Source organism: Atribacterota bacterium, assembly GCA_039638595.1.
GTDB lineage: Bacteria > Atribacterota > Atribacteria > Atribacterales > Caldatribacteriaceae > Profundicultor > Profundicultor thermophilus.
In genome coordinates, this window is record JBDIWM010000001.1 from 54,924 (window position 1) to 77,880 (window position 22,957).

The window sequence follows — 22,957 nt, forward strand, 5'->3', positions numbered from 1 at the left end:
CCTATCGCTTCCTCCCCTCTTCCAAGAGTTCTTGCAAAAATTGCCACAGCGATGGAGCAAATTCTTCCCGTTGAAGCGCAAGGGCAATGTTGGCTTTCAAATAACTGATTTTATCTCCAACTCCAAAGTGTTTCCCAGAAAAACAGTAGGCATACATCCGTTCTCGGGGGAGAAGACTTTTCAACGCATCGGTGAGCTGAATCTCACCCCCTTTTCCAGGATTTACCTTGGATATTGCCTCAAAAACAGAGGGATTAAGGAGATACCGCCCCACGATAGCCAGATTCGAAGGTGCTTCTTCAACGGAAGGCTTCTCTACTAGATCTTCCACAAGGTAGAGCGACGAAGCCACTTCTTTCCCTTTAATGATTCCCCACTGCGAAACATCTTCGCGAGGAACCGGCATCGCGGCAAGATATATAGCCGGCTCCTGAACATAAAATTCAAGCATCTGCAAAAGACATGGCACCGGCGAAAGCACAATGTCATCAGCAAGAAACACGGCAAAATTTTCCTCGCCTACGAATCGTCGAGCCTGCAACAAAGCGTCTCCCAGACCCCGGGGCCGCTTTTGCCGTACGTAGAAAATATCCACTGCTTCTACAATACGGCGAATTTCCTCCAAAAGCTTTTCCCGCCCCTTATTTTGTAATTCATTCTCGAGCTCCACTGCGTAATCAAAATAGTCTTCAATAGCTCGTTTCCCCCGACCGGTCACAAAAAGAATACTCTCAATCCCTGAAGCAACCGCTTCTTCCACCACGTACTGTACCGCAGGCCGGTCAACCAGGGGTAACATTTCTTTGGGTTGAGTTTTGGTTACCGGAAGTAATCTCGTCCCAAAACCAGCTACCGGGATAACTGCCTTGGTAATTCGGCCCCGCATATCTTTTTCTCCTTTCTTCCCAGATAATAAATCAAAAACCACAACACCCCTAATCCCAAAAGATAATCTCCGATACTCACCACAAAAAATTTTCGAAAAAGGAGCGAAAAATAAGGGAGAACATCGGCCAGAAAAGAGAGACGGGTGGAGAGACCGATGGCCACGTAATCCGGATAAAAGCCTTTTTCCAAATTCCGGATGAGGTCCGTTAGGCCGAGCCAGCGCGCCACCGTAGTACTCACAGGCATCTTCCCTCCGTTTGCCGCCATCACCAGAACATTAGCCAGTGCTCCCAGGGTAAGACAAGGCATCCCAGAAAGCTTCAAGTTGAAGAGCGTCCCCACAAAAACCACCAACATACTGAAAAGATGAAAAAGAGAAGCATAAGGAAGAGGCAAAAGGAGAAAAATAAACTTAGCCACCATTCCCAGAAGAATAATCCATGTACAGGAAAAACGAGTGCGGGAGAGGTTTCCCAATCGTCCCCCTCGTAACCACCCAATCAGTAAACCAATAATGAGAAAATCAGCCAGCATTCGGCGGCCACCCCTTTTCTTGAATCACCACTCGCAAAACCGAAAAGATTTCCTCAGAAAAATGACCTTCCTCTTCATTTTCCATAATTCGGAATGCTTCATCCACCGTATACGCTTTTCGATATGGCCTTTCCGAAGTTAAGGCGTCAAAGACATCCGCCACCGCTACAATCTTCGCTTCTAAAGGAATTTCATGACCCGCCTTTCCATAGGGATAACCGCGACCATCACACCTTTCATGGTGCGAGAGAACAATTTCAGCCACACCTTTCAAGAAATCCACCCCTCCGACAATCCGGTGCCCAATGACCGGATGCTCCTTGATAACCTGATATTCGTCAGGGCTCAAACGACCATTCTTCCCCAAAATGGCATCAGCAACCCCAATTTTGCCCACATCGTGAAGAATCGCGGCGTACTCCAGCATCTCTTTCCTTCTTTCTGAAAGGTTCATTGAGTTTGCAATCCAGATAGATAGCTGGGCCACTCGAGACGAATGACCTCGAGTATAAGGGTCCTTGGCGTCCACTGCCGCGGTGAGTGCTCGCAGAAGCTCTAAGTGCATTTTCTTGGTATCCACAAAAAGCTTGAAAGAATATCGCGCCACCATCAGAGGAAAGAAAAAGAGCGCCATACCCACAAAACCCACGTTAACATAGGCAAAATAAAGCAAAAGCGACAGGGGAAACAGAGCAAAGTACTGGATGAGAATACCGTTGATATCCTTCTTCCATATAGCTCGAAAGGGAACCCCGCTCTGGAGCGAAACCACCCCCAGGACTAAGGAAGCATTGCATAAAAAGAACACAAAAATAGAAGTCACAATGGCCAGGTAAAAGTGATGGCTTTTCCACACAAATTCGTAAATATAGCCTCCAAAAAATTGGAAAACCAAACCAGAAAGAAAAGTGGAAATGGCAAACTGTGCGGCATTAAAAAACCCCCGATACCATTTCTCAAAAGCCGTTGCTCCAAAGATTCCCGAAAACGCCACCACGGCGGCCAGAAAGGGCGAAGAGAGGAGAACACTGGCATACACCAGAGCAAAACTCACCGAAATTGCCGTTCGTCCATCGGGAAAATAAACTGGCACCAGTTCGGCAAGGAGCGTAGAAATCGAAAAAGTCATCAAAATTAACCAGGTCCCGGGGGTGAGAGAGAGATGAGTGAGAGAATAACCGAAAATAATACAACCAACTACCGAAACACCAGTGATATAGAAATAGAGCTTCGCGCTTCTTGATACCTTTCTCCCATCCATTTTCCTCAACAGGGTGAGCCAGGTTTTTCGGCGTTACATGAACGATACGCTAACCGCGCCAGGTAAACCCAGCACCGCTAGCAAGCACAATTGCCAGCAAACCAAGAAGGATACTAATAACCTTCGCCATTGTTACAAACCCTCCTTCGTTTTGTTCTCATCTCCTTCCGCTTCACGGAGATGGCAACTCGCTTCGCTCAATCCAACCATTTATCCCAACTCACCCTGTTCTCCTTCCAGATATTCCTGATAGAAACTCAACTTGCGATTAACAGCATCAAGGGTTGCCCGAGCAACGGCTTCGTAAGCATCATCGCGCACCAGAGCTGACCCAACCAGCATTTCACCACTTTTTCTGATCCCCTGATAGTCCACGAAAACCAGGGCAACCTCGATATCGCCCAAATGATGTAATGAAACCCCATAGACTGAAAAAATCCCGTTGCCCACCATCTGATTGATACAGTTTACCGTGGCATGAGCAATAAGAATGTTTTGGTTTTTGGTGTGAAGCGACCCTTCACTACCTGTACCACAATAAATTCGATCCCGAAGTTTGACTTCAACTTCCACTTTCACTTCTTCCAGGTTTTTTTTCCAGCTTAAACCAAACAGCACTGGACGCAAGAAAACCTTTTCTTCGGGTTCTTCTCCTACATCAAAGGTTACCACACTCACCTTTTTATGATCCACAGAAAGATTAAATTTCGCTTTCAACAGGGTTTCGATATCTCGAACAAGGAGTTTAGGGGGTTTAGTTGGACGGGAAAGGACGTGAATTTCTTCAATAGTGTGCTCACCCACTACCCGTGCCTGCAAAACTCCTTCGATACACTCGATCGCTTTTTCTATCCCTTTCAGATCAAGGTTTGTGGGCATATCAGCAACCTCTAATAAACCGGATCAATAAGGCCATAGTTCCCATCTTCTCTGCGGTATATCACCTGAACTTTATCGTTATCAAGGTTTTTAAACACAAAAAAAGTGTGCCCCAGAAGTTCCATTTGCAAAATGGCATCTTCCATACTCATGGGGCGAAGCACAAATTCTTTCACTCTGACAATCTGTTCTGGAGTCTTTTCTGAAATCCCAGATTCACTGCCCAGCAATGTTTCCACAGCAACCAGTTCTTCCTTTTTCAACACTCCCCTTCGCTCTAAGCGCTCTTTGTATCGCTTGACCTGCCGTTCCAATTTATCCATCACTCCATCGAAAGCAGAACGCCATTCCGGTCCCAGTTCTTCACCCCGGATGGTGATTCCACTGGCAGCAAGTGTCACTTCTACTTTAACTCGTCCTCGCTCTACCCGAAAATTTACTGTGGCATCCAGAAGACGATTAAAAAAACGTTCAAGTTTAGCCAGCTTCTTGGCAACGTAATCCTGAACAGACTGATTGATCTCGATATTTTTTCCTCGAACAACGACTTCCATGACTCCTCCCCCCTTTCCACTATTTTTACAATGCTTCTAAAACTACCAGTTCTTCTAATCTGTGGGCCTCTTCAACATCGAACACCCCGGCACCTGGACACAGAGTATTGGCTAACCCACAGGCGGTAGCAAAAGAAATGGCTTTCTCAACCGTGTTTCCCCGATTCAGCTTTTCGATCAGCACTCCCACCAGGGTATCTCCAGAACCGATCAAGTATTCTCCCCGCACCTTTTGAGCCAGCGAGACTTTCCATAACCGTTCTTTAAATCCCACCACAAGACCTCTGGGACCATCAGAAAGAACCACTAGCTCTACCCCCTGGTCACGAAACACCTCCACTGCCCGAAGCTTATCTTCAAAACTCTGGATCGGGAAACCCAGAACGCCTTCAGCCTCTTTCACATTAGGTTTTACCATAAAAGGAGAAAATTTTAAAGCCCTGCGCAGGAATTCCCCCGAAGAATCAACCACGCTTCTGGCTCTCTTACGGTGAGAGAGCGCCACAACCTGAGCGTAAAAATCCACCCGTAATCCCATCGGTAAGGATCCGGAAAGGATGAGGTAATCACCATCTTTGACCTGATCGTCCAGAAACCGCCACAAATTCACGGCCTGAGAGAGGGACACCAGCGGACCGGGCTCGTTCACAACCGTATGCCTCTTTTTATCTCGCTCGTGAATTACAGTGGTAATTCGGGTTTCACCTCCTGCTTCCCAGGACACAAACGCTAAACCCTCTTCGCACAACCCTCTTTCAATTTTCTTCCCAATAAAACCTCCTAAAAAAAGGAGCAACCTCGAATTCCCTCCCACACTTTGGATGGCCCTAGCTACGTTAACACCCTTACCGGCCACAACCTCATAGACTTTTTCTACCCGATTGACTTCATCGAGCTCTAAGTGGTCCATGACCAGCATACGATCCAGGGCAGGATTAAGACACAGGACATGAATCATTGAGGATTTCCTTCCAAAAAGATTTCCACTTCTTCTTGAGTGGGAAGAGCCGGAATGGCACCCTTTTTGGTCGTGGTCAGCGCTCCTACGGCATTGGCCCTCAAAGCAGCATGATGAAAAGCATCTTCAGGAATGGCCTTTCCTTCCCGTAAATCTTTCCAGAACATATAAAGAGAACTCAAAAGCCCTGCTACAAAACCATCCCCGGCCCCAGTCGTATCCACAACATTCACCGTAAAGCCATTTACCCTGATCTTCATCTTTCCCTGTAAAAGAAGACAACCGCCCTTCCCCAGCGTAATCGCAATCAGAGTCTGGGGAAACTTTTTTACCAGAAAATCGAGGGCGTCTTCAAGAGAAGCTTGACCAGCCAGAAACATTGCTTCCTCCTCGTTGACCTTAAGAATATGCGCTTTTTCAGCCCCCTGAAGCATTCGAAAACGAGCTTCTTCCAGATTTCTCCACAGCGCCGGACGAAGATTTGGATCAAAAGAGATTAAACAACCGTATTTTTCCGCTAAAGAGAGGGCTCTTAAGGTAGCACTGCATGCCGGTTCATGGGTCATAGTAATAGAACCAAAATGAAAAACTCCCCCTTTCCGGAATCCTTCCTCTTCAATATCACTTTGATCCAAAAGCATGTCCGCACCAGGATCACGGTAAAAGACAAAATCCCGTTCCCCTTCTTTAGTGAGCGAAACAAAAGCAAGAGTTGTTTTTGCTTTCTCGGTGGAGCTGAGGAAACGAGTATCAACACCATTCTTCACCAGAGTATCTCGTAAAAATTCCCCAAAAGCATCTCGACCCACTTTTCCAACAAAGTATGTTTCGATACCTAATTTTGCCAAACCCACAGCCACATTCGCCGGCGCACCTCCAGGAGCTTTTTCAAATCCTGGAGCATCCTTTAACGTAACCCCACTCATGGTGGAAACAAAGTCGATGAGGAGTTCCCCTAAACAAATAGCCCTTTTTTCCACAGCACCTCACTCCTCTATATCACCCTGCGGTAAAAGCCCCGGAGCGCTGGGTAAAGATCCCGATAAACTCCATAGATATGCTCATAGAGTTTCACCCACTCCGGATCAGGTTCAATCTGCTCTACCACCTTTACTGCCTTCTGACAGGCCTCTTCAACCGATCGAAAGACCCGATTTCCAACCCCGGCAAGAAGCGCCGCCCCAAAAGCTGGTCCTTCATCCACAAGAAGGAGAGACAACGGTACCTTGTACACCGCAGCTTGAATCCTCCTCCATAGAGCACTCCTGGCTCCACCACCTATGGCCCTTACCTCCCGAACCGGGATTCCCATCTCAGCGATGATTTCAAAGGAATCACGCATCCCAAAGGTAACCCCCTCCATCACCGCACGCACTAGTTCGTTTTTACGATGTTTTAACGTAACCCCAAAAAACACTCCCCGCGCATAAGGGTCAGCATGAGGAGTCCGCTCTCCAGTGAGATAAGGCAAAAATATTAAACCCTCCGCACCAGGGAGGGATTTTTCAGCCTCCTGGGAAAGTAAATCATATGAATCAACACCAAGGATTGAAGCCAGGTTCTTTTCTTCCAGACCCAGGGCATCCCGGAACCAGCGCAGAGACCCACCAGCAGAGAGCATAACACCCATAACATGCCACTTACCAGGCACTGCATGACAGAACGTATGTACCCTACCCTTCATGTCGACTTTGACTTCAGCACTAAAAGCAAATACCACGCCAGAAGTGCCTAGACTGGCCGAAACCAGACCATCCGTAACAATGCCGGTACCAATAGCCCCAGCCGCATTGTCACCACCACCAGCGACAACCGCTACTTTCTCCCGGAAACCAAATTGACGGACAATCTCTGGCTTGAGATACCCGGTGACTTCAGGAGACTCGAAGGAAGCAGGAAACCAGGACATCTTATATCCTAAAGCAGTAACAAGCTCTTCTGACCATCGTCGTTGAGGCACATCGAAAAGGGAGGTCCCAGAAGCATCAGAAACATCAGTCGCAAAATCCCCGGTGAGGCAGAAACGGATATAATCCTTGGGCAGGAGAACTTTATCAATCTTCTGGTAAACGTCCGGTTCGTTATTTTTTACCCATTGGATTTTGGGAGCCGTAAACCCAGCCAGAACTGGATTACAGTTAATTCGCATAATGCGCTCGAAACCAACAATTTCGGTAATCTGCTGACACTCCAGGGCTGTCCGCTGGTCACACCAGAGTATCGCTGGGCGCAGGACTTTTCCATCCTTATCGAGAAACACCGACCCATGCATCTGTCCGGTAAGACCAACACCAGTGACCGCTTTTGGATTTATTCCAGAAGAAGCGAAAGCCTTCTCCATGGCTTTCTGGGTTCCCTGCCACCAGGAAAGCGGATCTTGTTCTGCCCAGTTGGGTCGAGGCGTATAGAGGGGATACTCTTCCACACCTCTTCCCACGAGCGCTCCTTCCTCGTTAACCAGGACCACCTTACATCCAGTCGTCCCGACATCAATACCCAGAAAGTATTCCATCTCTATCCCCCCTTTAAAGAATTAAAGCAAATGGTTCCTCAAGGAGCGATTTCAAGTACTGCATGAATTGCGCTGCCACAGCACCGTCAACGAGGCGGTGATCACAGGAAAGTGTCAACTCCATAAGGGAGGCAATCACCACTTCGTCATTCCTAACCACCGGCTTTTTCTTAATGGTCCCGCAGGCTAGAATCGCCGATTCGGGAGGATTAATGATGGCTGTGAATGAATCTGTTCCAAACATACCCAGATTGGAAATGGTGAAAGTTCCACCAGAAACCTCTTCCGGAACAAGTTTTCCATTTTTTGCCTTCTCCGCCAGAGCATGGAGTTCCTGAGCAATCTGGGCTAAACCCTTGAGGTTTGCGTTTTTCACCACCGGCACCACCAATCCTTCTTCCAGGGCCACGGCCACACCAATGTTCACTTCCGAATTGAAGACAATCTCCTCCTCGATAAGGTACGCATTCAAAAGGGGATATTTCTCCAAGGCTTTGGCCACCATCTTTACCAAAAGATCCGTATAGGAAAGGCGAAGGCCGATTTGCTTTTCAATGATGGGCAAGAGCCTTTCCCGAACCCGAATGAGTTCATCCACCAGTATTTCCTGCCGTACAAAGAAATGGGGCTTGGTCTGGAAACTCTCTGTTAACCTCTGAGCGATGATTTTTCGCATCCGCGAAAGCGGCACCCTCTCCTGAGAACCTAAAACCACCGGCGTTTTTTCCATCGATGGAATGGGTATTTCTTTTTCAACTGGGGGTTTTGTCACAGTTTCTTTCTGAAGCTTTTTCACTCTTTCCACATCTTCTTTTACAATTCGACCACCCGGACCAGTGCCTTCCACCCGGGAAAGATCAACCCCATATTCTGCAGCCAAGCGCCGGGCTAAAGGCGAAACCTTAATACGCTCCTCTTTCTCCTCGGAAACAATTTCTGCCTTTTGCTCTCCCTCCTGCTGCGTGCTTTCCTCAGATACACCGACTGCCTCTTCTACAACCTCTTCATTAACGGTTTCTCCCGGTTCACCAATGTAGGCCACCGTTTGGGTAATGGGAACCGTGGCTCCATCAGGGTAAAGAATTTTCAGAACCACTCCCGAAGCCGGAGATTCAACTTCCATATTCACTTTATCGGTGGCCACTTCGAAAAGAATATCACCTCGCTCTACCTGATCTCCCTCCTTGACCAGCCACCGATTGATAACACCTTCTTCCATGGTCAAACCCAACTTTGGCATGATTACCTTTTTAGCCATCGTATACACCCCTTTCCCGCGTCAAACTCATAATCCTCTCGATGTTTGCTCTGAGAGGTCCATTTTCTTCAAGAACCACCTTCCATGTCTCTCCCTCTCGTACCGGCAACTCTCTTTCCCCATCCAGAGCCAGAATCCCCCTGTCAGCTTTAAGAACAATTTCACTTCCCATTTGCAGGAAATCAAAACCCCTTACCGATACTTCCTTCACCAACCCCGGAGCAAGAGGAACTTTCACTTTTTTTCCCGGTACCCCCAGTTCCGCATATGCCCCTCGCTTTTCCTGAGGCGTAATCGGCACAATCCTTCCGATTACTGCACTCAACCCAATAGAAAGGGAACTGCTCTGGGTAACCATGACCAACTTTACGAGCTCTGGTTCCCATATGGCTCTGGCTCCCGAAATCTCCGTGTCAACCAACACCAGGTCAACCAATGCCAGATCTTCCTTTCGTCCACCTTCTAACATTGTACAGCGCAACACTTTACTCCGTTCAACCACTTCGGATACGGTCACCCATCCTTCCAAGAAAAACCCTAAAGCCATCCCTGCAATTGTGGGTTCTACAGTGTGAGCAAAAACATTATTTGTTCCTCCGGAAACCGGGAACAGTGGGACTGAAGCGCTTTTTTTTGCCACCAGCCTATTTGTCCCATCTCCACCCAGAACCAGAAGCGCCTCCACTCCTTCTGTCACTGCCCATTCCGTAAAACTCAGGGTGTCCGTTTCGTCTCCCAGAATTGGAATGGGAGCCGCCAAAAGTTCCAGAGGCAAATACCGGGATTTGATTTCGTCCCGCACCATCCCCACCAGGTCGTAAGGGTCCGGCATATAAAGGACCCGAACCGGTTTTTCTGCAGTGCTGGCAAGGCCCATGAGCATGCGGATGGCATAACTCACCTTTTCCCGATTACCGAACACCGATCCATAAGCCACCAGTCGACGAATGTCTTTTCCTGCTGCTGGATTGACAATAAGTCCAACCTGATGCAGTTTCAATGAACCTCCTGCCCACCAGTAACGTTAATTGCCTGTCCAGTCATATAATCAGAATACGCAGAAGCCAGGAAAACAGCCACATTGGCGACATCCTCCACCGTACACTCTCGGCCCAGAGGAACCTTTTCCACATAGATCTTTCGCACCTGTTCCGGTGGTACCCCTAATTTCCTTGAATATTCCTTGTCCAACAAATCCCACATGGGAGTGGAAAAGACGTTCCCCGGACAAATGGCGTTGACGTTGATACCAAAGGGCGCCAGGTCCATCGCCACACTTTGAGTGAGTCCAATAATACCAAACTTTGACGCCGAATAGGCACCCAACCATAATCCTCCCCTTTTCCCTGACTTAGAACTGATACTGATGATTTTCCCTTTTTTTTGAGCCACCATATATTTCGACACTTCCCGAATACAAAGAAAGACTCCTTTCAGGTTTACTGAGAGAATCGCATCCCAGGTTTCCTCCGGAACCTCGGTAATGAAATGAGCTTTGATAATTCCAGCCGAATTAACTAAGATATCAATCCTACCCCAGCGCTCAAAAACCGCCTTAGCCATCTCAGCCACATCATGACTCTTGGTGACATCCACCCTGATGCCTAACGACTCTTGCCCCAATTTTTCGATTTCCCGAGCTGTGCCTCGCACACCCTCTTCGTTCAGGTCACAGCAAGCCACATGCGCACCCTCCGCAGCAAAGCGGACGGCAATACCCTTACCGATACCCGAGGCCGCTCCGGTCACAATGGCAATTTTGTCTTTTAAAGGTTGGGGATCCATCCTTATTCATCCTCCTACTTCTCCATACTTACAACCGCCTTGAGTGCCCTTCCCGTTTTCACCAGATCAATCCCCTCCACCACCTTTTCCAAGGGCAATACATGAGTGATGAGATCTTTCGCTTTCACGCGCTGATTATAAATGAGTTTTGCTGCTTCTTCATATTGCGAAGCATGTGAAGCAAATACGCCAAACACCCCAATTTCCTTGTAGTGCACAATATTGCTATTGAAAGTGATGGTTGGTTTATCCTTAGGAAGTCCCCCAAAAAGACTCATTCGACCTTGAGGAGCCAGGAGTTCCAAAGCCTGTTCCTGAGCACTACCCGAAGAAGCCGCCACAATAGCCACATTGACGCCCAGACCACTGGTAGCCTGCAAAATCACTTCTTTTAGATTCTCCTGTGCCGAATTGATATAAAGATCAGCGCCGATCCTCTGAGCTAACTGCAAGCGTTCTTCCGAAATATCCGCCAGGAAAATTTTTCCTGCTCCCCGGTTTCTAGCCATAGCCACATGCATACAGCCTATAGGACCCGCACCAATAACCAGCACCGTTTCACCCAGACCAATGTTCAGATAGGATTGGCCGTTAACCACACAGGAAAGGGGTTCAACGAGACTGGACTCCAGAAGGTCGGCATCGGGAGGTAAAACCAGAAGGTTCCCATGTTCCACCCCCTTTCGGGGCATTTTCATATATTCAGCAAAGCCACCGGGATAATCATAACCAATATACTTCTGCTCAGGGCAAAGGTTTTGCAGCCCCTTTCGACAGTAGGAACACCTCCCACAGGAAATGACAGTGATGACGGCCACCTTATCACCGACCTTGTACCCCTCTACACCCTTTCCCACTGCTACAATTTCTCCGGCAATCTCATGTCCAGTAATTTGAGGAGGAACCACATGAGCATGACCATGCTGAAAGATCCGCACGTCGGTACCACAAATAGCACAGGCCGCCACCTTTATGAGAACCTCTCCCTCTTCAACCCGGGGTATCTCCACCTCTTTGACTTCCATTTTTCCCGGACCAAGAAAAAAGGCCGCTTTCATGTTACGATTCTCCTTTCAAGATAAAATTGCGGAGCGCTGGGTAAATCCGCTGATAAACCAGAAACTTCTCTTCATAGAGAGCCGCCCGATGCATATTCGGTTCATAGACTTTTTCTACTCTTACCAATTCATCAACCAGTGCTCCAAAATCGGTAATTCCCTCCTGGGCTTTACGACCAAGAAGTGCGGCCCCAAAACAGGCCGCTTCAGAAACAGAGAGGGTTTCTACCGGCAAACCAAACATATCAGCCTTCAGTTGCAACCACACTGGACTTTTGGCGCCACCTCCAATGGCCCGCAATCGTTCAACCGGAACTCCTGCTCTCTGTAGGAGCTTCAGGTTCAATTTCATTTCATAGCTTATACCCTCAAGGAGCGCTTTGATAAAATCCTCTTTTTGCGTTGAAAGTCGAAGCCCCACAACCACACCGCAGGAATGGGAATCACAGTAAGGTGTACCCGTGGTGGTAAAGTGGGGAAGAACCCACAGAGAAGTAGGTTCCTCTGGTAAAGAGGAAAGGAGTATTTCATACACTTCTTTTCCCTGTTGCACAGCGATTTCTTTTTCCTTTGCGGCAAATTGGTCCCGATACCAGCGCAGGAGCGATCCCCCAGTAAAATTGTAAACCAAGGTCACGTAAAGGCCGGGAAAGGCATGATGGTAACAGCAGAGGTTGTTCTCCCACATGGAAGGAGAAGCGATAAAACTCTCCATCGCCGAAGCAATACACTCCACTGTCCCAGTGGCATCCATGGCATACCGAGGTCGAATGACACCTGCCCCTAACGCCCCGCAGGGCTGGTCATGACCCCCCGAAGCAACCACCACCTTCCCGACCCAGCCCATTCGGTTGCGGAACGATGACGCCACTTCTCCGGCAACTGCACCTGAAGGAAGAACCCGTGCTAAGCGCTCTTTTCCAAGATCAGCCAAAGAGAGAATCGCTTCCGACCAATCTCCTTTTCGTACATCAAACATCATAGTTCTTCCAGCGAGGGCGAAATTCATTGCTGGCTCAAGCCCCATGCGAAGCATAAGAAAATCTTCGAAACAGAGAAAATACCGGGCGTTTTCGAAAATGGGGGGTTGATATTTCTTCCACCAGAGGATCTTGTTGATGGTTCCCACACCGCTTAAGGGCATCCCGGTGATGGCAAAAAAACCATCCCTACCCAGTTTTTCTTCCCAAAACGGAACAAATTCGTCGCCTCGGGTATCAAAGGTGACGATACTCCGAGACATCACTTTCCCCTCTCTATCCACAGGAACGACAGCTTCGCCCTGAGAGGAAATTCCAAGACTCCGTGGAGGATCGTCCTTGATTCTCTCCGATACGGTCCCTAAGCATTCCTCTACCGCCCGGAAAACTTCTTCCGCGTCGAGTTCCACCCATCCCTCCCGGGGATGATAAAGGGGATACTCTTTGTACGCCGAAGCGAGAATTCTTCCTCTCTCGTCAAATGCAATGATCTTACAACCTGTAGTTCCAACATCGATACCCAAATAACTCAACAATGGTCCCCCCCTCTCTTATAAGAGGCTCTTGACGTAACGCATGGCCGAAAGTCCATCCGCTTTCCTCTGCATTTCCCGAAGCATCACCACATCGATTTTTTCCACCACACTCAACATGCTGGTTACATTTTCAATACTGACCTGACAAGCCATTGTCGGATCCTCCCGATAGGGAAAAATGTCAAGTCCCAACCAGCCATTATAATTAGAATGATAGAGATAATAAAGGAACTCCAGCGTCTCCCAGAAATGCACCACTCCCACAGCCATATCGTCGTCCCAATCCCGGAAATTGTCATTAAGATGCAAAGCAAAAAGCTTCCCGTATCGATCCAGAAAAGCCACCACATTTCCTGGAGACTCTTTACAATTAAACGAATGACCAAGGTCGATGGTCACGCCAACATTGGGCAGCCCAGTTATTTGAGCCAGAAAAAGCGCCACTCCGGCATTGGTAATGGTGGAATGAGTCCGGGGCTCCCGTAATTTATACTCCAAACTCAACTTGACCCGGGGATTGTGCTCGGCAATTTCCCGCAGAGCCTGAACCAGGAGCTCCCATTGAGTACGATAATCAATTTGAAAAGGATAATCAAAACCATCTTGACCTGGCCAGAGGTTCATGACCTCGGCTCCCAGATATTCAGCAATATCCATTGCTTTTTTGCTCATATCAATCGCTTTTTTCCGCAAACCCTCGTTCTCTGACACGATACTACCCAGAGCAAACACGGGGTCACTAAAAAGGTCCACATCACAGGAAGCAAGTTGCAGATTCCGCCTTTCCAGCTCTTTTTTGACAGCTTCCACCGTCTGCTCATTAATGGGATGGGGATAATGCATGATTACGCCCCGTAATCCATCAATCGCCGCAATCTTATCTAAGGCCATCTCCAGAGAAAATCCCTCTTTGTATCCCCGCACACAGTATCGGTCTGAACACGAACCAAAAACCCAGATACCAGTCGCAAAACCTTTGCTCTTCATGAAAGAACCCCCCTTATCCATTATACTAATTTGCTAATCTCCAAATTCAACTCCCGAATCTTTTTATAAATCTCACGATAAACGGCATAACGCCGGGTGTAGAGCGAAACAAGATGAGAAGGTACAAATTCTTCCCCTACCCGGACCATTGCTTCTCCCGCTTCGTCAAGGGTGGAAAAAATACCCCTGGCCTTGCCGGCCAGCATAGCCGTACCGAGTGCCACGGCTTCACCGGTTTCAAGTACCATAAGCGGTTTTTGGAGAATATCAGCCTTAATCTGCAACCACTGCCGGGAACGCGAACCACCCCCAATAACCCGTAATGCCCTTACCGGAATTCCGAACTGTTCAAAGAGATCCAGATTGAGTTTCATCTCATAGGTCAAACTCTCCAAAATTGCCCGGACCACTTCTTTCTTTCTGGTGCCCAGAGTGAGACCCAGCATGGCCCCCCGAGAACGCTCATCAAGATACGGTGTCCCAGAACCGGCAAAATGCGGCAGAACAAAAAGAGAAGTTGGTTGTTCAGGAAGGTCCTCTAAAAGAACATCATACACATCCCGGCTTTCCTGTTTGGCTCTGAGAGTCTCCTCATAGCCAAATTGATCCCGAAACCAACGCAACACCGACCCCCCCGAAGCGACATACGCCAGGGTGATGTAATTTCCCTCCGCCACGTGAGGATAACAGCAAAAACTGTTCTCCATCATTTCTCGAGTCAAAGAAGGAGAGCTGCCCAGATTAAGCGCCACGCACTCTGAAGTTCCGATTCCATACATGGCTTCACCCCGTTTCCGTATTCCACAACCCAGAACTCCACAGGGTTGGTCATGCCCCCCGGTGGCAATGGGTATCTCCGGTAACCCCCATTCTCTCCGAAGTGAAGCGCTCAAAACCCCCACTATCTTCCCTGAAGGCTCAAGACGAGGGAGACGTTCTTTTTCCACTCCGGCCAGTGCCAGAATCTTGTCCGACCATTCTTTCTTTCGGACATCAAACATCATGGTCCGGGAAGCAAGCGAATAATCAATAACCGGCTCGTCCTGGGTCAGACAAGCGATCACGAAATCCTCCACGCAAGAAAACTTCCAAGTTTCTTCAAATATTTCTGGCCAATGCTCACGAAGCCAGAGAATCTTGTTGACGGTATACATACCATGAAGAGGCATACCGGTAATCTGAAAAAGTTCGAAGGGATCGATTCTTGCTTTCCAGAAATCCACATACCCCTGGGCTCGAGTATCAAAATTGGCGATGGCGTTGCCAAGCGGTTTACCGTTTTTACCGAGCGGGACCAGCGTTTCTCCATGTGAAGTGACAGCGATAACATCGATACGTTTCTTGAGTTGGACTGTAATTTCCTGAATAACAAGCGAAACTGCCTCCCATATTTTCTTCGGATCGATCTCCAACCACCCTGACTGAGGGGTAATGAAAGGGTACTCTCGCTGAACCACCCCTAACAATGCTCCATCCTCCTGAAAGGCCACCCCCTTGCAACCACTTGTACCGACATCAATACCTAAAAGAATCAAGGTTTATTACCCCCTCTCTTCTCTGAAATTCTCACCTCGCACCACCATCAAGAGCACCACCACCAGTATAAGAACCAGTAAAAAGATGGAACGAAGATTCAAAAAATCGATCCATACTCCCATCAACCAGGGAAAAAAGAGAGCCCCTATCCCCCCAAAAGCAACGGTAAAACCAATAGCCGTCGCCTGGAGATGTCCAACTTTACCGGCCACGTTGGCCACAATAAAGGGCCATATCGCCGAGTACCCCAGACCCACGCCACCCAGAGCGAGGAGTACTAAATTCACCTGACTGGTACTGTTAAGGAGTACAAGGAATACCAGGCTAATACCCACCGCTAAACGTAATAGTCGCGGAGGAGGGAAAAAACGCGCAAGCTGTGCAAAGAGGAACCTGCCCACAGTTATGCTGCCCCAGAAAATAGCCATGGCAATTCCCCCAACATAGATGCTTGCGTTAAGTTCCCGCACCATATACGTACTCATCCAGGCAGAAGACCCAATTTCTGCTCCCACATATAAGAATATAGCCAAGAAACTGGAAAGAAGCAAACTCCGAAAATTCAGAAGGCTCAACCAGTCCTTTTTCTCTTTCTCTACCTTAGGTACCACCAAAAATGTTCGCTCAATCGCGAAAAGAACCAGAAGCAAAAAAGAAATCAAAGCAGAAATAAAATAGAGTACCCTCCAGGAAACACCCTGACCCAGGAAAAAACCCATTAAAAATGGTCCGCTTGCTGCCCCCAGTCCAAAAGAAATCTGACTTACGTTCAACGCATACCCCTCTTCCCCTGTAAAAACTCTGGAAACAAGACCAGTAAGGGGAGCTTCACAGAATCCTCCTCCAAAACCCAAAAGGAGCATCCCCCATTTGATGGTGGAAAAACGATCCGCAAGACTCACGGTGGAAAATCCGATGAGGAGAAAAAGCTGGCTCAAAACCAAAATCCATTTCGTCCCCACCAGGTCCGCAAGGATCCCACTACTGAAAGTAACAAGAACATAAGAGAAATAATAAAGAGAAAAAAGCTGCCCCCCTTCGGATGACGAAATCTGAAAGCGATTCAACCATTCAGGAAGCACAGCTCCGGTGAGAACCATCGAGAGAGCCAAAAAATAAAAGGCAACGGTAACCAAAAAATAGAGTTTTTGCCGTACCTTCTTCTCCATAGCCTAAGCTCCTTTTTGGCCCTGCAGGATCCAAAAAGTCCATACAGGGCCATTACGGTATTATCGCACCAACTCCTTGACGGCTTTTACCACGTCCTGTACCTGAGGAATATAATTATCCTCTAAGTATCGGCTACAGGGAACCGGAGCATCATAAGCTCCCAGACGGATGATGGGAGCATCCAGATAATCAAAAGCATGCTCCATAATCTGCATCCCAATCTCGGCACCTGTCCCACCGGTACGGCAGCCCTCATAGACGATAACCACTCTATTGGTTTTTCGGACCGATTGACAAATTGTCTCGATATCAAGAGGAAGAAGAGTCCTGGGATCCACCACTTCCACTTCTATTCCTTCCTGGGAAAGGAGCTGAGCTGCCTCCAGGGCCACAAGAAGCATACGGGAATAGGCAACCACCGTCACATCCCGCCCCTCTCTTTTTATATCTGCCACACCAATGGGAATGATGTACTCCTCATCTGGAAGAGGGCCCTTCGTGTTATAAAGCATCTTGTGTTCGATAAAAAGAATGGGATTATCTTCTCGAATCGCCGCTTTCAACAATCCTTTAGCATCAAAAGGAGTCCCCGGCATCACCACCTTGAGTCCTGGAACATGCAAAAACCAGGCTTCCAGGCTCTGCGCATGTTGCGCGCCCGAAGAACGCCCACATCCACCTTCGGTACGGATCACCATGGGAACCCGAGCTTTCCCACCAAACATGTAACGAATTTTGGCCCCCTGGTTAACCAGCTGGTCCATAGCCAGAGTGAGAAAATCAATATACATGATCTCCCCTACAGGACGTAAACCAGTCATCGCCGAACCTACGCAGCAACCAACAATGGCCGCCTCAGAAATGGGAGTATTACAAATCCGTTCTCCCCTGCATTCCTGCCACAATCCCCTCGTCACCCCGTAAGCTCCTCCATAGAGTCCAATATCTTCCCCGATAAGCACCACATTTTCGTCACGGAGCATTTCCTCTCGAAGCGCCTCATTCAAAGCATCCCGGTAAGTTATGACTCGCATTGATTCAACGCTACCCATCTCTTCGATGGTTTTGACGACCCTCGTTCCTTTCCGCCGTTCAATCTCGGCAAAGTCCTCCTCCACATAGACGTCTCTGGTGATTTCTTCCAGTGGAGGATAGGGACTTTTTTCTGCAAAAGCAATGGCCTCTTCAACTTCCTTTTCCACTTCCTCGTCGATTTTTCGCAGATCCTCTTCCAGAACCCCACCATTCTCCAAAAGCCACTTTCGATACCGCTTGATTGGGTCCCTCTCCTTCCACTGTTTTTCCTCTTCTTTGGTCCGATAGACCCGGGGGTCGTTTTTGGAGTGCCCCAGATACCGATAGGTCTTGCACTCAATGAGGGTAGGACCATCACCCCGGCGAGCCCGTTCTGCAGCCTGTTCTACCGCCTCTTTGACTGCCAGCACGTCCATTCCATCCACGACCAGTCCCGGAATTCCGTAAGCCTGAGCCCGTTCAGCGATATCCTGGATGGGAAACGCCTCTCTGACTGGTGTAGACATGGCATAGAGGTTATTTTCACACACAAAAACGACCGGTAACTTCCACACCGCTGCCAGGTTCACAGCCTCGTGAAATGCTCCGGTGTTTACGGCTCCATCCCCAAAAAAACACACTGTAACTTTACCACTGTTTTTGTATTTAGCCGTAAAGCCGGAACCAACGGCAATGGGGATCCCACCACCGACAATCCCGTTGGCTCCCAGATTAAACGCATCGAGGTCCGCAATGTGCAGCGAACCACCCTTTCCCTTACAGTACCCATCGATTTTCCCATACAGCTCAGCCATCATTTTATCGAGTGTAGCCCCTTTGGCAATACAGTGACCATGCCCCCGATGGGTAGAAGTGATGTAATCGTCGGAGTGGATTCCATGACATGCCCCCACTGCCACTGCTTCCTCGCCAATGTAGAGATGGGTTGTTCCTCGAATCTTATCCTGACTGAAGAGATCGCTCACCGTTTCTTCAAAACGGCGGATGCGAAGCATATCCTTATACATGGCTAAAAGTTTTTCTCTATTTTCCATAAAGACACCTCCATTCATTTTCATCAATGTTTGAACCCCACTACCGAACTTTCGTGTGCAACCAGAAATGATAAGAAGCAAGGACCTCCTTCCCTATCTCACTCTCCGGATCAAGCGCACACACCTCTTTTATGACCTCTTTTACCCCTTTCTTGATGATCATCTCTTGCAACATGACCGCTTCGGGATCGCCAGAAAAATCGTAATGGAGGGCTGCTCCGCAGGCCATGGCAATAAACCGCGGAAAAATTCCCTGGGAAAGACAAAGATGAATGCCTCCCACCAGCCTATCGTCTGGCTTTAACTTCCGGAGCGGTTCTCGTCCCACCCGTTCCACTGTATCCATCAGAGCCGGATTAGCAAAGCGTTCCTTGAGGTCTTGTACCATTTCTTTTGTCTCAGTACGGTTGATGGCAGGATACTTGTGAAACAGAGAACGCGTAACCTCCTCCCACACACCCCCCAAAATCCCTTCAACCTCTGGATCATGAATGGCTTCATGAATATAGGCATATTTTTTCAGGTATCCCACGTATGCCAGCACTGCATGACCCAGGTTGTGAAGAAAAAGTTTTTTATCCACCTCAGCTTGAAAATCACTGGCTGGTTTTAATCCTGAAATGGAAGGAACCGAACCCCTTACTGCCCCGACATCAAAAGGAAGTTTATGATAGGATTCAGCCACAATAAGGAGGGGGTCGTTAATTCCATACCGCTCTCCAATAACTGGAACCATTCTGGCAACCACCGTTCCCACAAAACCAACTTTTTGCTGACAGAAATCTTTTCCCAGAGGCGAAAGATACGCCTCCACTTCTTTCCGCAGCAAGACCGGAGCATCTTTCAAGTTCTCACAGAGAAATACGTTGAGAAACTGAGGATTAGCCCTAAACCTTTTTTCAATTCCCCGAGCCAAGGTTCGGGCAATTAGTTGTAGATTTTTTACTCCCACTGCGGTAAAAACGATTTCTGCCCCGCCAACAGCGTCAATCACTCGGTCCTCTTCCTCACTTGAGAGTGCTTCAATGCGGTCGATCAGAAGGTCGTGAGCGGTCCCATCTTTATCCAGAAGCCGCAACGGATACCTTCCTTTTTCGTTAAGAAGCTTTACCAGTTCCTGGTTCGCTTCTACAAAAATCGTCCGGAAACCCGATTCCCAGAGGAGATGTCCAATAAAACCCCGTCCAATGTTACCAGCCCCAAATTGAACTCCATATTTCATCGTTTTATCCTCCAACTTCAGGCTGTTTCATAAAAGCCAGCACCTCTCCCAGAGTCCCCACACCTTCAGTAGCACCCATCTTCTGGACACACATCGCCCCACAAGCGTTGGCAAACCGACCCACCTCGTAAAGGTCCCATCCTTTCAAGTATCCGGTGAGAAAGCCCGCCGCAAAAGCATCACCTGCACCAGTGCCATCCACTACTTTCACCCGAAAGGGAGGAACAACAATTTTTTCTTCATCAGTCATAATAAAACTTCCTTCTGCACCCATTTTGATCGCCACAATTTTGATTCCCCAATCAAGGAAAAACTGTGCTATTTCGACAAGGCTCGTTTTACCAGAGATCCGGGATGATTCGTCCCGATTAGAGATGAAAATGTCGATATGCGGTAAAACCGGTTTAATCGTAGCCAACCACTTTCCAGTATCATCCCAGGCTGTATCTAAAGACGTTATCACTCCCAGACCCTTTGCCCGCCGAAAAAGGAGCGCAGTCTCTTCTCCATCAAAACCAGGCATCAGAAAGCTCCCAGCTACATGGACGATTTGAACATCTGCCAAGAACTCATCCCGTACATCCTGCGCTCGCAGGCAAGAATTCGTCCCGGGGTAGTGGAGAAAAGTTCGTTCCCCAGCCGTGTCAAGAATGACCATGGTCGCCGAAGTATGGTACACTTCATCCAGAGCTACCCCCCGAGCGTCCACTCCATGCCGTTCCAGAGAACGGATGACCACCTCACCCAGGTCATCTTTTCCAACCTTTCCTACTACCGTAACCTCTTCCCCCAGCTTCCGCAACACCACTCCAGTGTTGTGGGCACATCCACCAACATGGAGTTCCATTTCCGGAACGAGCATTAACTTTCCCTTCTCCGGTAAACGATCAATGGGCCGGCCAATGAGGTCTGCAACCAGAATTCCCACACAGGTTATCCGTGCCATACCTTACCCCTCTCCCTTCTCATATTCCACAATTTTGAGCGCCGTCGGCTCATCAGTAATGAGAATTTTGATGTACCCACCATGCAGAGCCCCCAAAATCGCTTCCACTTTATTCAGTCCTCCAGCAATCCCAATGACATTCTGCATCCTTTTGACATCCTCCAAAGGAATAGCCACCGTTCGGCGATGCAAAGGCGTATCCACAATGTTTCCCCAAACGTCGTAAAACTGTCCAACGATATCTCCTACCGCTCCCTTCTGCCTCAGGAGTTCCCATTCGTGATAATCAATAAATCCAGTAAGAGAATAAATAGAATACCGTGCATCCACAGTTCCAATCCCTACCAAAGACCACTTGGCCTGGCGAGCAAGGTCCAAAGTCCGACGATTGATTCGTTCATTGAGGTAAAAATTCCGTACGTCCTCGCTTTCCACCACTGCCGGCGCGTAGAGATAATAGCACTCACCTTCAAAAATCGAGGCAAGTTTCTCCCCAATGGTATAGGGATTGAGTGACGCAGAAGAAGTGAGTCCCCCCACCAGAGTGACAAACTTAAGATTCTTGACCTCCGCTTTTTTGATGGAAAGGGCCACCTGCTTCAGAGTTCTTCCCCAGGCAATGCCCACCAAGTCCCCATCTCGTAAAACTCGTTCCAGGTACCAGGCACCAGCTCGACCCAAACTTTCAAAAATAGTTTCCTGAGAGGGTACCGGTACCACCAGAACATCCTTAAGGGTGGGAAAAAGCCGAGAAAGCTGTCTCTCAACTTCAAGACAGCTCCGATAGGGAGAAGCAATGGAAATTTTTACAATGCCTATTTTCTGAGCCTTGTCAACCAGGCGAGCCACCTTGGGTTGAGAAATCCCCAGATACGAAGCAATCGTTCCCTGAGTCATTCCCTCCACAAAGTGAAGCCACGCCACCCGGGTCATCAATTCCAGGTCATCTTCATCCATAGAATTATTCCTAAAAAGAATAATATTTCAAATATATTGTACAAACAGAGGCAAAAAAATCAATAACTCTTATAACAAAGAATAAATTTTCGCTTACTTCCCTGAAGCAATGGCCAGTACCCGAACCGTTCGACAACCCGCCTGCTTCAGGACCCTACTTAAAGCATCCACTGTGGCTCGAGAAGTCAAAACATCGTCAATAATAAGAATACGATTGCCCTGGTGGGATATTGGTTGTACCATCCGGAAGGCATTCTGGACATTCTTCCGCCGCTCTCGAAGGCTTAAACCGACCTGGGGGACGGTGTGTTTCCATCGAATGACAGCCCCATTCAGAAGGGGAATCCCAAACTGGACACTCAAGTTCCGAGCCAGAAGTAACGTCTGGTTAAACCCTCTTTCTTTTAACCGCTTGGGGTGTAAGGGTACCGGCAAGATATAATCGACCTCTCGTAAAAAAGGGTGTTCTTCCATGTATTCGACCAGCAAATGGACAAAAAAGGGGATAAAAGAGAAGACCCCCTGATATTTCAGAGCATGGATACATTCCCGAATCGGGGTTTCATAGAGCGTTACAGCCCTCGCTTCATCGAAGTGAAACGAAAAACTCTGACAACGTCGGCAGAGAAGAATCCGTCCTCCTGCAACGGGTCTTCCACAACGAACGCAAAACGGAGTCCTTAAGAAAGGAACCTGCAAAAGGCATTGTTCACAGAGAGGAAAACCGGATGAGGAAGGAAGATAACGAGCACAAGCCACACAATGCTGGGGAAGGAAAAAATTGCATAAACCCTCAAGGAGGTTTATATTCCTATCTCGATCTACCATGAAAACCGATCCCGTTCACAAAGTCCACCCGATTGCCAA

21 protein-coding genes are annotated in these 22,957 nt (G+C 48.3%); all 21 read right to left on the reverse strand.

Annotation, left to right across the window (positions count from 1 at the left end):
- Window position 1: 1 nt before the first annotated feature.
- Window positions 2-886 (reverse strand): UTP--glucose-1-phosphate uridylyltransferase GalU, encoded by an 885-nt coding sequence (gene galU / locus ABDK92_00265; protein MEN3185058.1) that lies wholly within the window; start codon window positions 884-886, stop codon window positions 2-4.
- Window positions 850-1,422, reverse strand: a complete 573-nt coding sequence (locus ABDK92_00270; protein ID MEN3185059.1) for a DUF5317 domain-containing protein — start codon at window positions 1,420-1,422, stop codon at window positions 850-852. Before ABDK92_00270 ends, galU begins: the two co-directional genes overlap by 37 nt.
- Window positions 1,412-2,683 (reverse strand): HD-GYP domain-containing protein, encoded by a 1,272-nt coding sequence (locus tag ABDK92_00275; protein ID MEN3185060.1) that lies wholly within the window; start codon window positions 2,681-2,683, stop codon window positions 1,412-1,414. Before ABDK92_00275 ends, ABDK92_00270 begins: the two co-directional genes overlap by 11 nt.
- A gap of 210 nt (window positions 2,684-2,893) precedes the next feature.
- A complete protein-coding gene (locus ABDK92_00280) occupies window positions 2,894-3,562 on the reverse strand; it encodes a hypothetical protein (GenBank protein ID MEN3185061.1) in 669 nt (222 codons plus the stop codon).
- Between the two features lie 11 nt (window positions 3,563-3,573).
- On the reverse strand, window positions 3,574-4,116 hold the full coding sequence (raiA, locus tag ABDK92_00285) for a ribosome-associated translation inhibitor RaiA (protein MEN3185062.1): 543 nt from the start codon (window positions 4,114-4,116) through the stop codon (window positions 3,574-3,576).
- A gap of 25 nt (window positions 4,117-4,141) precedes the next feature.
- The gene (locus ABDK92_00290; GenBank protein MEN3185063.1) at window positions 4,142-5,074 is read right to left on the reverse strand and encodes a hexose kinase; all 933 of its coding nucleotides are present in this window, start codon (window positions 5,072-5,074) and stop codon (window positions 4,142-4,144) included.
- Entirely contained in the window at window positions 5,071-6,054 is a 984-nt protein-coding gene (locus ABDK92_00295) for a PfkB family carbohydrate kinase (protein ID MEN3185064.1), read from the reverse strand. Before ABDK92_00295 ends, ABDK92_00290 begins: the two co-directional genes overlap by 4 nt.
- Window positions 6,055-6,068: 14 nt before the next feature.
- Window positions 6,069-7,586: a xylulokinase gene (xylB, locus tag ABDK92_00300; GenBank protein ID MEN3185065.1), complete on the reverse strand. Its 1,518-nt coding sequence runs from the start codon at window positions 7,584-7,586 to the stop codon at window positions 6,069-6,071.
- Between the two features lie 13 nt (window positions 7,587-7,599).
- Entirely contained in the window at window positions 7,600-8,844 is a 1,245-nt protein-coding gene (locus ABDK92_00305) for a dihydrolipoamide acetyltransferase family protein (GenBank protein ID MEN3185066.1), read from the reverse strand.
- Entirely contained in the window at window positions 8,837-9,844 is a 1,008-nt protein-coding gene (locus ABDK92_00310) for an NAD(+)/NADH kinase (protein MEN3185067.1), read from the reverse strand. The genes ABDK92_00305 and ABDK92_00310 overlap by 8 nt, the downstream gene beginning before the upstream one ends.
- A complete protein-coding gene (locus ABDK92_00315; protein MEN3185068.1) occupies window positions 9,841-10,629 on the reverse strand; it encodes a glucose 1-dehydrogenase in 789 nt (262 codons plus the stop codon). Before ABDK92_00315 ends, ABDK92_00310 begins: the two co-directional genes overlap by 4 nt.
- A 14-nt stretch (window positions 10,630-10,643) precedes the next feature.
- Window positions 10,644-11,687, reverse strand: coding sequence for a zinc-dependent dehydrogenase (locus tag ABDK92_00320; GenBank protein ID MEN3185069.1), 1,044 nt, complete (start codon window positions 11,685-11,687; stop codon window positions 10,644-10,646).
- A 1-nt stretch (window position 11,688) separates the two neighbouring features.
- Entirely contained in the window at window positions 11,689-13,200 is a 1,512-nt protein-coding gene (locus ABDK92_00325; protein ID MEN3185070.1) for an FGGY-family carbohydrate kinase, read from the reverse strand.
- 18 nt (window positions 13,201-13,218) lie between these two features.
- Complete coding sequence (locus ABDK92_00330; GenBank protein MEN3185071.1) at window positions 13,219-14,190, reverse strand: sugar phosphate isomerase/epimerase family protein; 972 nt, start codon at window positions 14,188-14,190, stop codon at window positions 13,219-13,221.
- Between the two features lie 20 nt (window positions 14,191-14,210).
- Window positions 14,211-15,725, reverse strand: coding sequence for an FGGY-family carbohydrate kinase (locus tag ABDK92_00335; GenBank protein ID MEN3185072.1), 1,515 nt, complete (start codon window positions 15,723-15,725; stop codon window positions 14,211-14,213).
- Window positions 15,726-15,731: 6 nt separating this feature from the next.
- Entirely contained in the window at window positions 15,732-16,895 is a 1,164-nt protein-coding gene (locus ABDK92_00340) for an MFS transporter (GenBank protein ID MEN3185073.1), read from the reverse strand.
- Window positions 16,896-16,955: 60 nt separating this feature from the next.
- A complete protein-coding gene (gene pdhA, locus ABDK92_00345; protein MEN3185074.1) occupies window positions 16,956-18,965 on the reverse strand; it encodes a pyruvate dehydrogenase (acetyl-transferring) E1 component subunit alpha in 2,010 nt (669 codons plus the stop codon).
- Between the two features lie 40 nt (window positions 18,966-19,005).
- Entirely contained in the window at window positions 19,006-20,187 is a 1,182-nt protein-coding gene (locus tag ABDK92_00350) for a hypothetical protein (protein MEN3185075.1), read from the reverse strand.
- A gap of 4 nt (window positions 20,188-20,191) precedes the next feature.
- On the reverse strand, window positions 20,192-21,133 hold the full coding sequence (locus ABDK92_00355) for a carbohydrate kinase family protein (protein MEN3185076.1): 942 nt from the start codon (window positions 21,131-21,133) through the stop codon (window positions 20,192-20,194).
- 3 nt (window positions 21,134-21,136) lie between these two features.
- Window positions 21,137-22,090 carry a sugar-binding transcriptional regulator gene (locus tag ABDK92_00360; protein ID MEN3185077.1) on the reverse strand — a complete coding sequence of 318 codons (954 nt, stop codon included), beginning with the start codon at window positions 22,088-22,090 and terminating at the stop codon, window positions 21,137-21,139.
- A gap of 93 nt (window positions 22,091-22,183) precedes the next feature.
- The gene (locus ABDK92_00365; GenBank protein ID MEN3185078.1) at window positions 22,184-22,918 is read right to left on the reverse strand and encodes a ComF family protein; all 735 of its coding nucleotides are present in this window, start codon (window positions 22,916-22,918) and stop codon (window positions 22,184-22,186) included.
- Window positions 22,919-22,957: the final 39 nt, after the last annotated feature.

Excerpts from the sequence above, each read along its gene's own strand:
- ABDK92_00355 (MEN3185076.1), bottom strand. The coding sequence starts at position 21,133 with ATGGCACGGATAACCTGTGTGGGAATTCTGGTTGCAGACCTCATTGGC.
- ABDK92_00330 (MEN3185071.1), bottom strand. The coding sequence starts at position 14,190 with ATGAAGAGCAAAGGTTTTGCGACTGGTATCTGGGTTTTTGGTTCGTGT.
- ABDK92_00315 (MEN3185068.1), bottom strand. The coding sequence starts at position 10,629 with ATGGATCCCCAACCTTTAAAAGACAAAATTGCCATTGTGACCGGAGCG.
- ABDK92_00350 (MEN3185075.1), bottom strand. The coding sequence starts at position 20,187 with ATGAAATATGGAGTTCAATTTGGGGCTGGTAACATTGGACGGGGTTTT.
- ABDK92_00290 (MEN3185063.1), bottom strand. The coding sequence starts at position 5,074 with ATGATTCATGTCCTGTGTCTTAATCCTGCCCTGGATCGTATGCTGGTC.
- ABDK92_00270 (MEN3185059.1), bottom strand. The coding sequence starts at position 1,422 with ATGCTGGCTGATTTTCTCATTATTGGTTTACTGATTGGGTGGTTACGA.
- ABDK92_00275 (MEN3185060.1), bottom strand. The coding sequence starts at position 2,683 with ATGGATGGGAGAAAGGTATCAAGAAGCGCGAAGCTCTATTTCTATATC.
- raiA (MEN3185062.1), bottom strand. The coding sequence starts at position 4,116 with ATGGAAGTCGTTGTTCGAGGAAAAAATATCGAGATCAATCAGTCTGTT.
- ABDK92_00320 (MEN3185069.1), bottom strand. The coding sequence starts at position 11,687 with ATGAAAGCGGCCTTTTTTCTTGGTCCGGGAAAAATGGAAGTCAAAGAG.
- ABDK92_00280 (MEN3185061.1), bottom strand. The coding sequence starts at position 3,562 with ATGCCCACAAACCTTGATCTGAAAGGGATAGAAAAAGCGATCGAGTGT.
- ABDK92_00360 (MEN3185077.1), bottom strand. The coding sequence starts at position 22,090 with ATGGATGAAGATGACCTGGAATTGATGACCCGGGTGGCGTGGCTTCAC.
- xylB (MEN3185065.1), bottom strand. The coding sequence starts at position 7,586 with ATGGAATACTTTCTGGGTATTGATGTCGGGACGACTGGATGTAAGGTG.
- ABDK92_00305 (MEN3185066.1), bottom strand. The coding sequence starts at position 8,844 with ATGGCTAAAAAGGTAATCATGCCAAAGTTGGGTTTGACCATGGAAGAA.
- ABDK92_00340 (MEN3185073.1), bottom strand. The coding sequence starts at position 16,895 with ATGGAGAAGAAGGTACGGCAAAAACTCTATTTTTTGGTTACCGTTGCC.
- pdhA (MEN3185074.1), bottom strand. The coding sequence starts at position 18,965 with ATGGAAAATAGAGAAAAACTTTTAGCCATGTATAAGGATATGCTTCGC.
- ABDK92_00365 (MEN3185078.1), bottom strand. The coding sequence starts at position 22,918 with ATGGTAGATCGAGATAGGAATATAAACCTCCTTGAGGGTTTATGCAAT.
- galU (MEN3185058.1), bottom strand. The coding sequence starts at position 886 with ATGCGGGGCCGAATTACCAAGGCAGTTATCCCGGTAGCTGGTTTTGGG.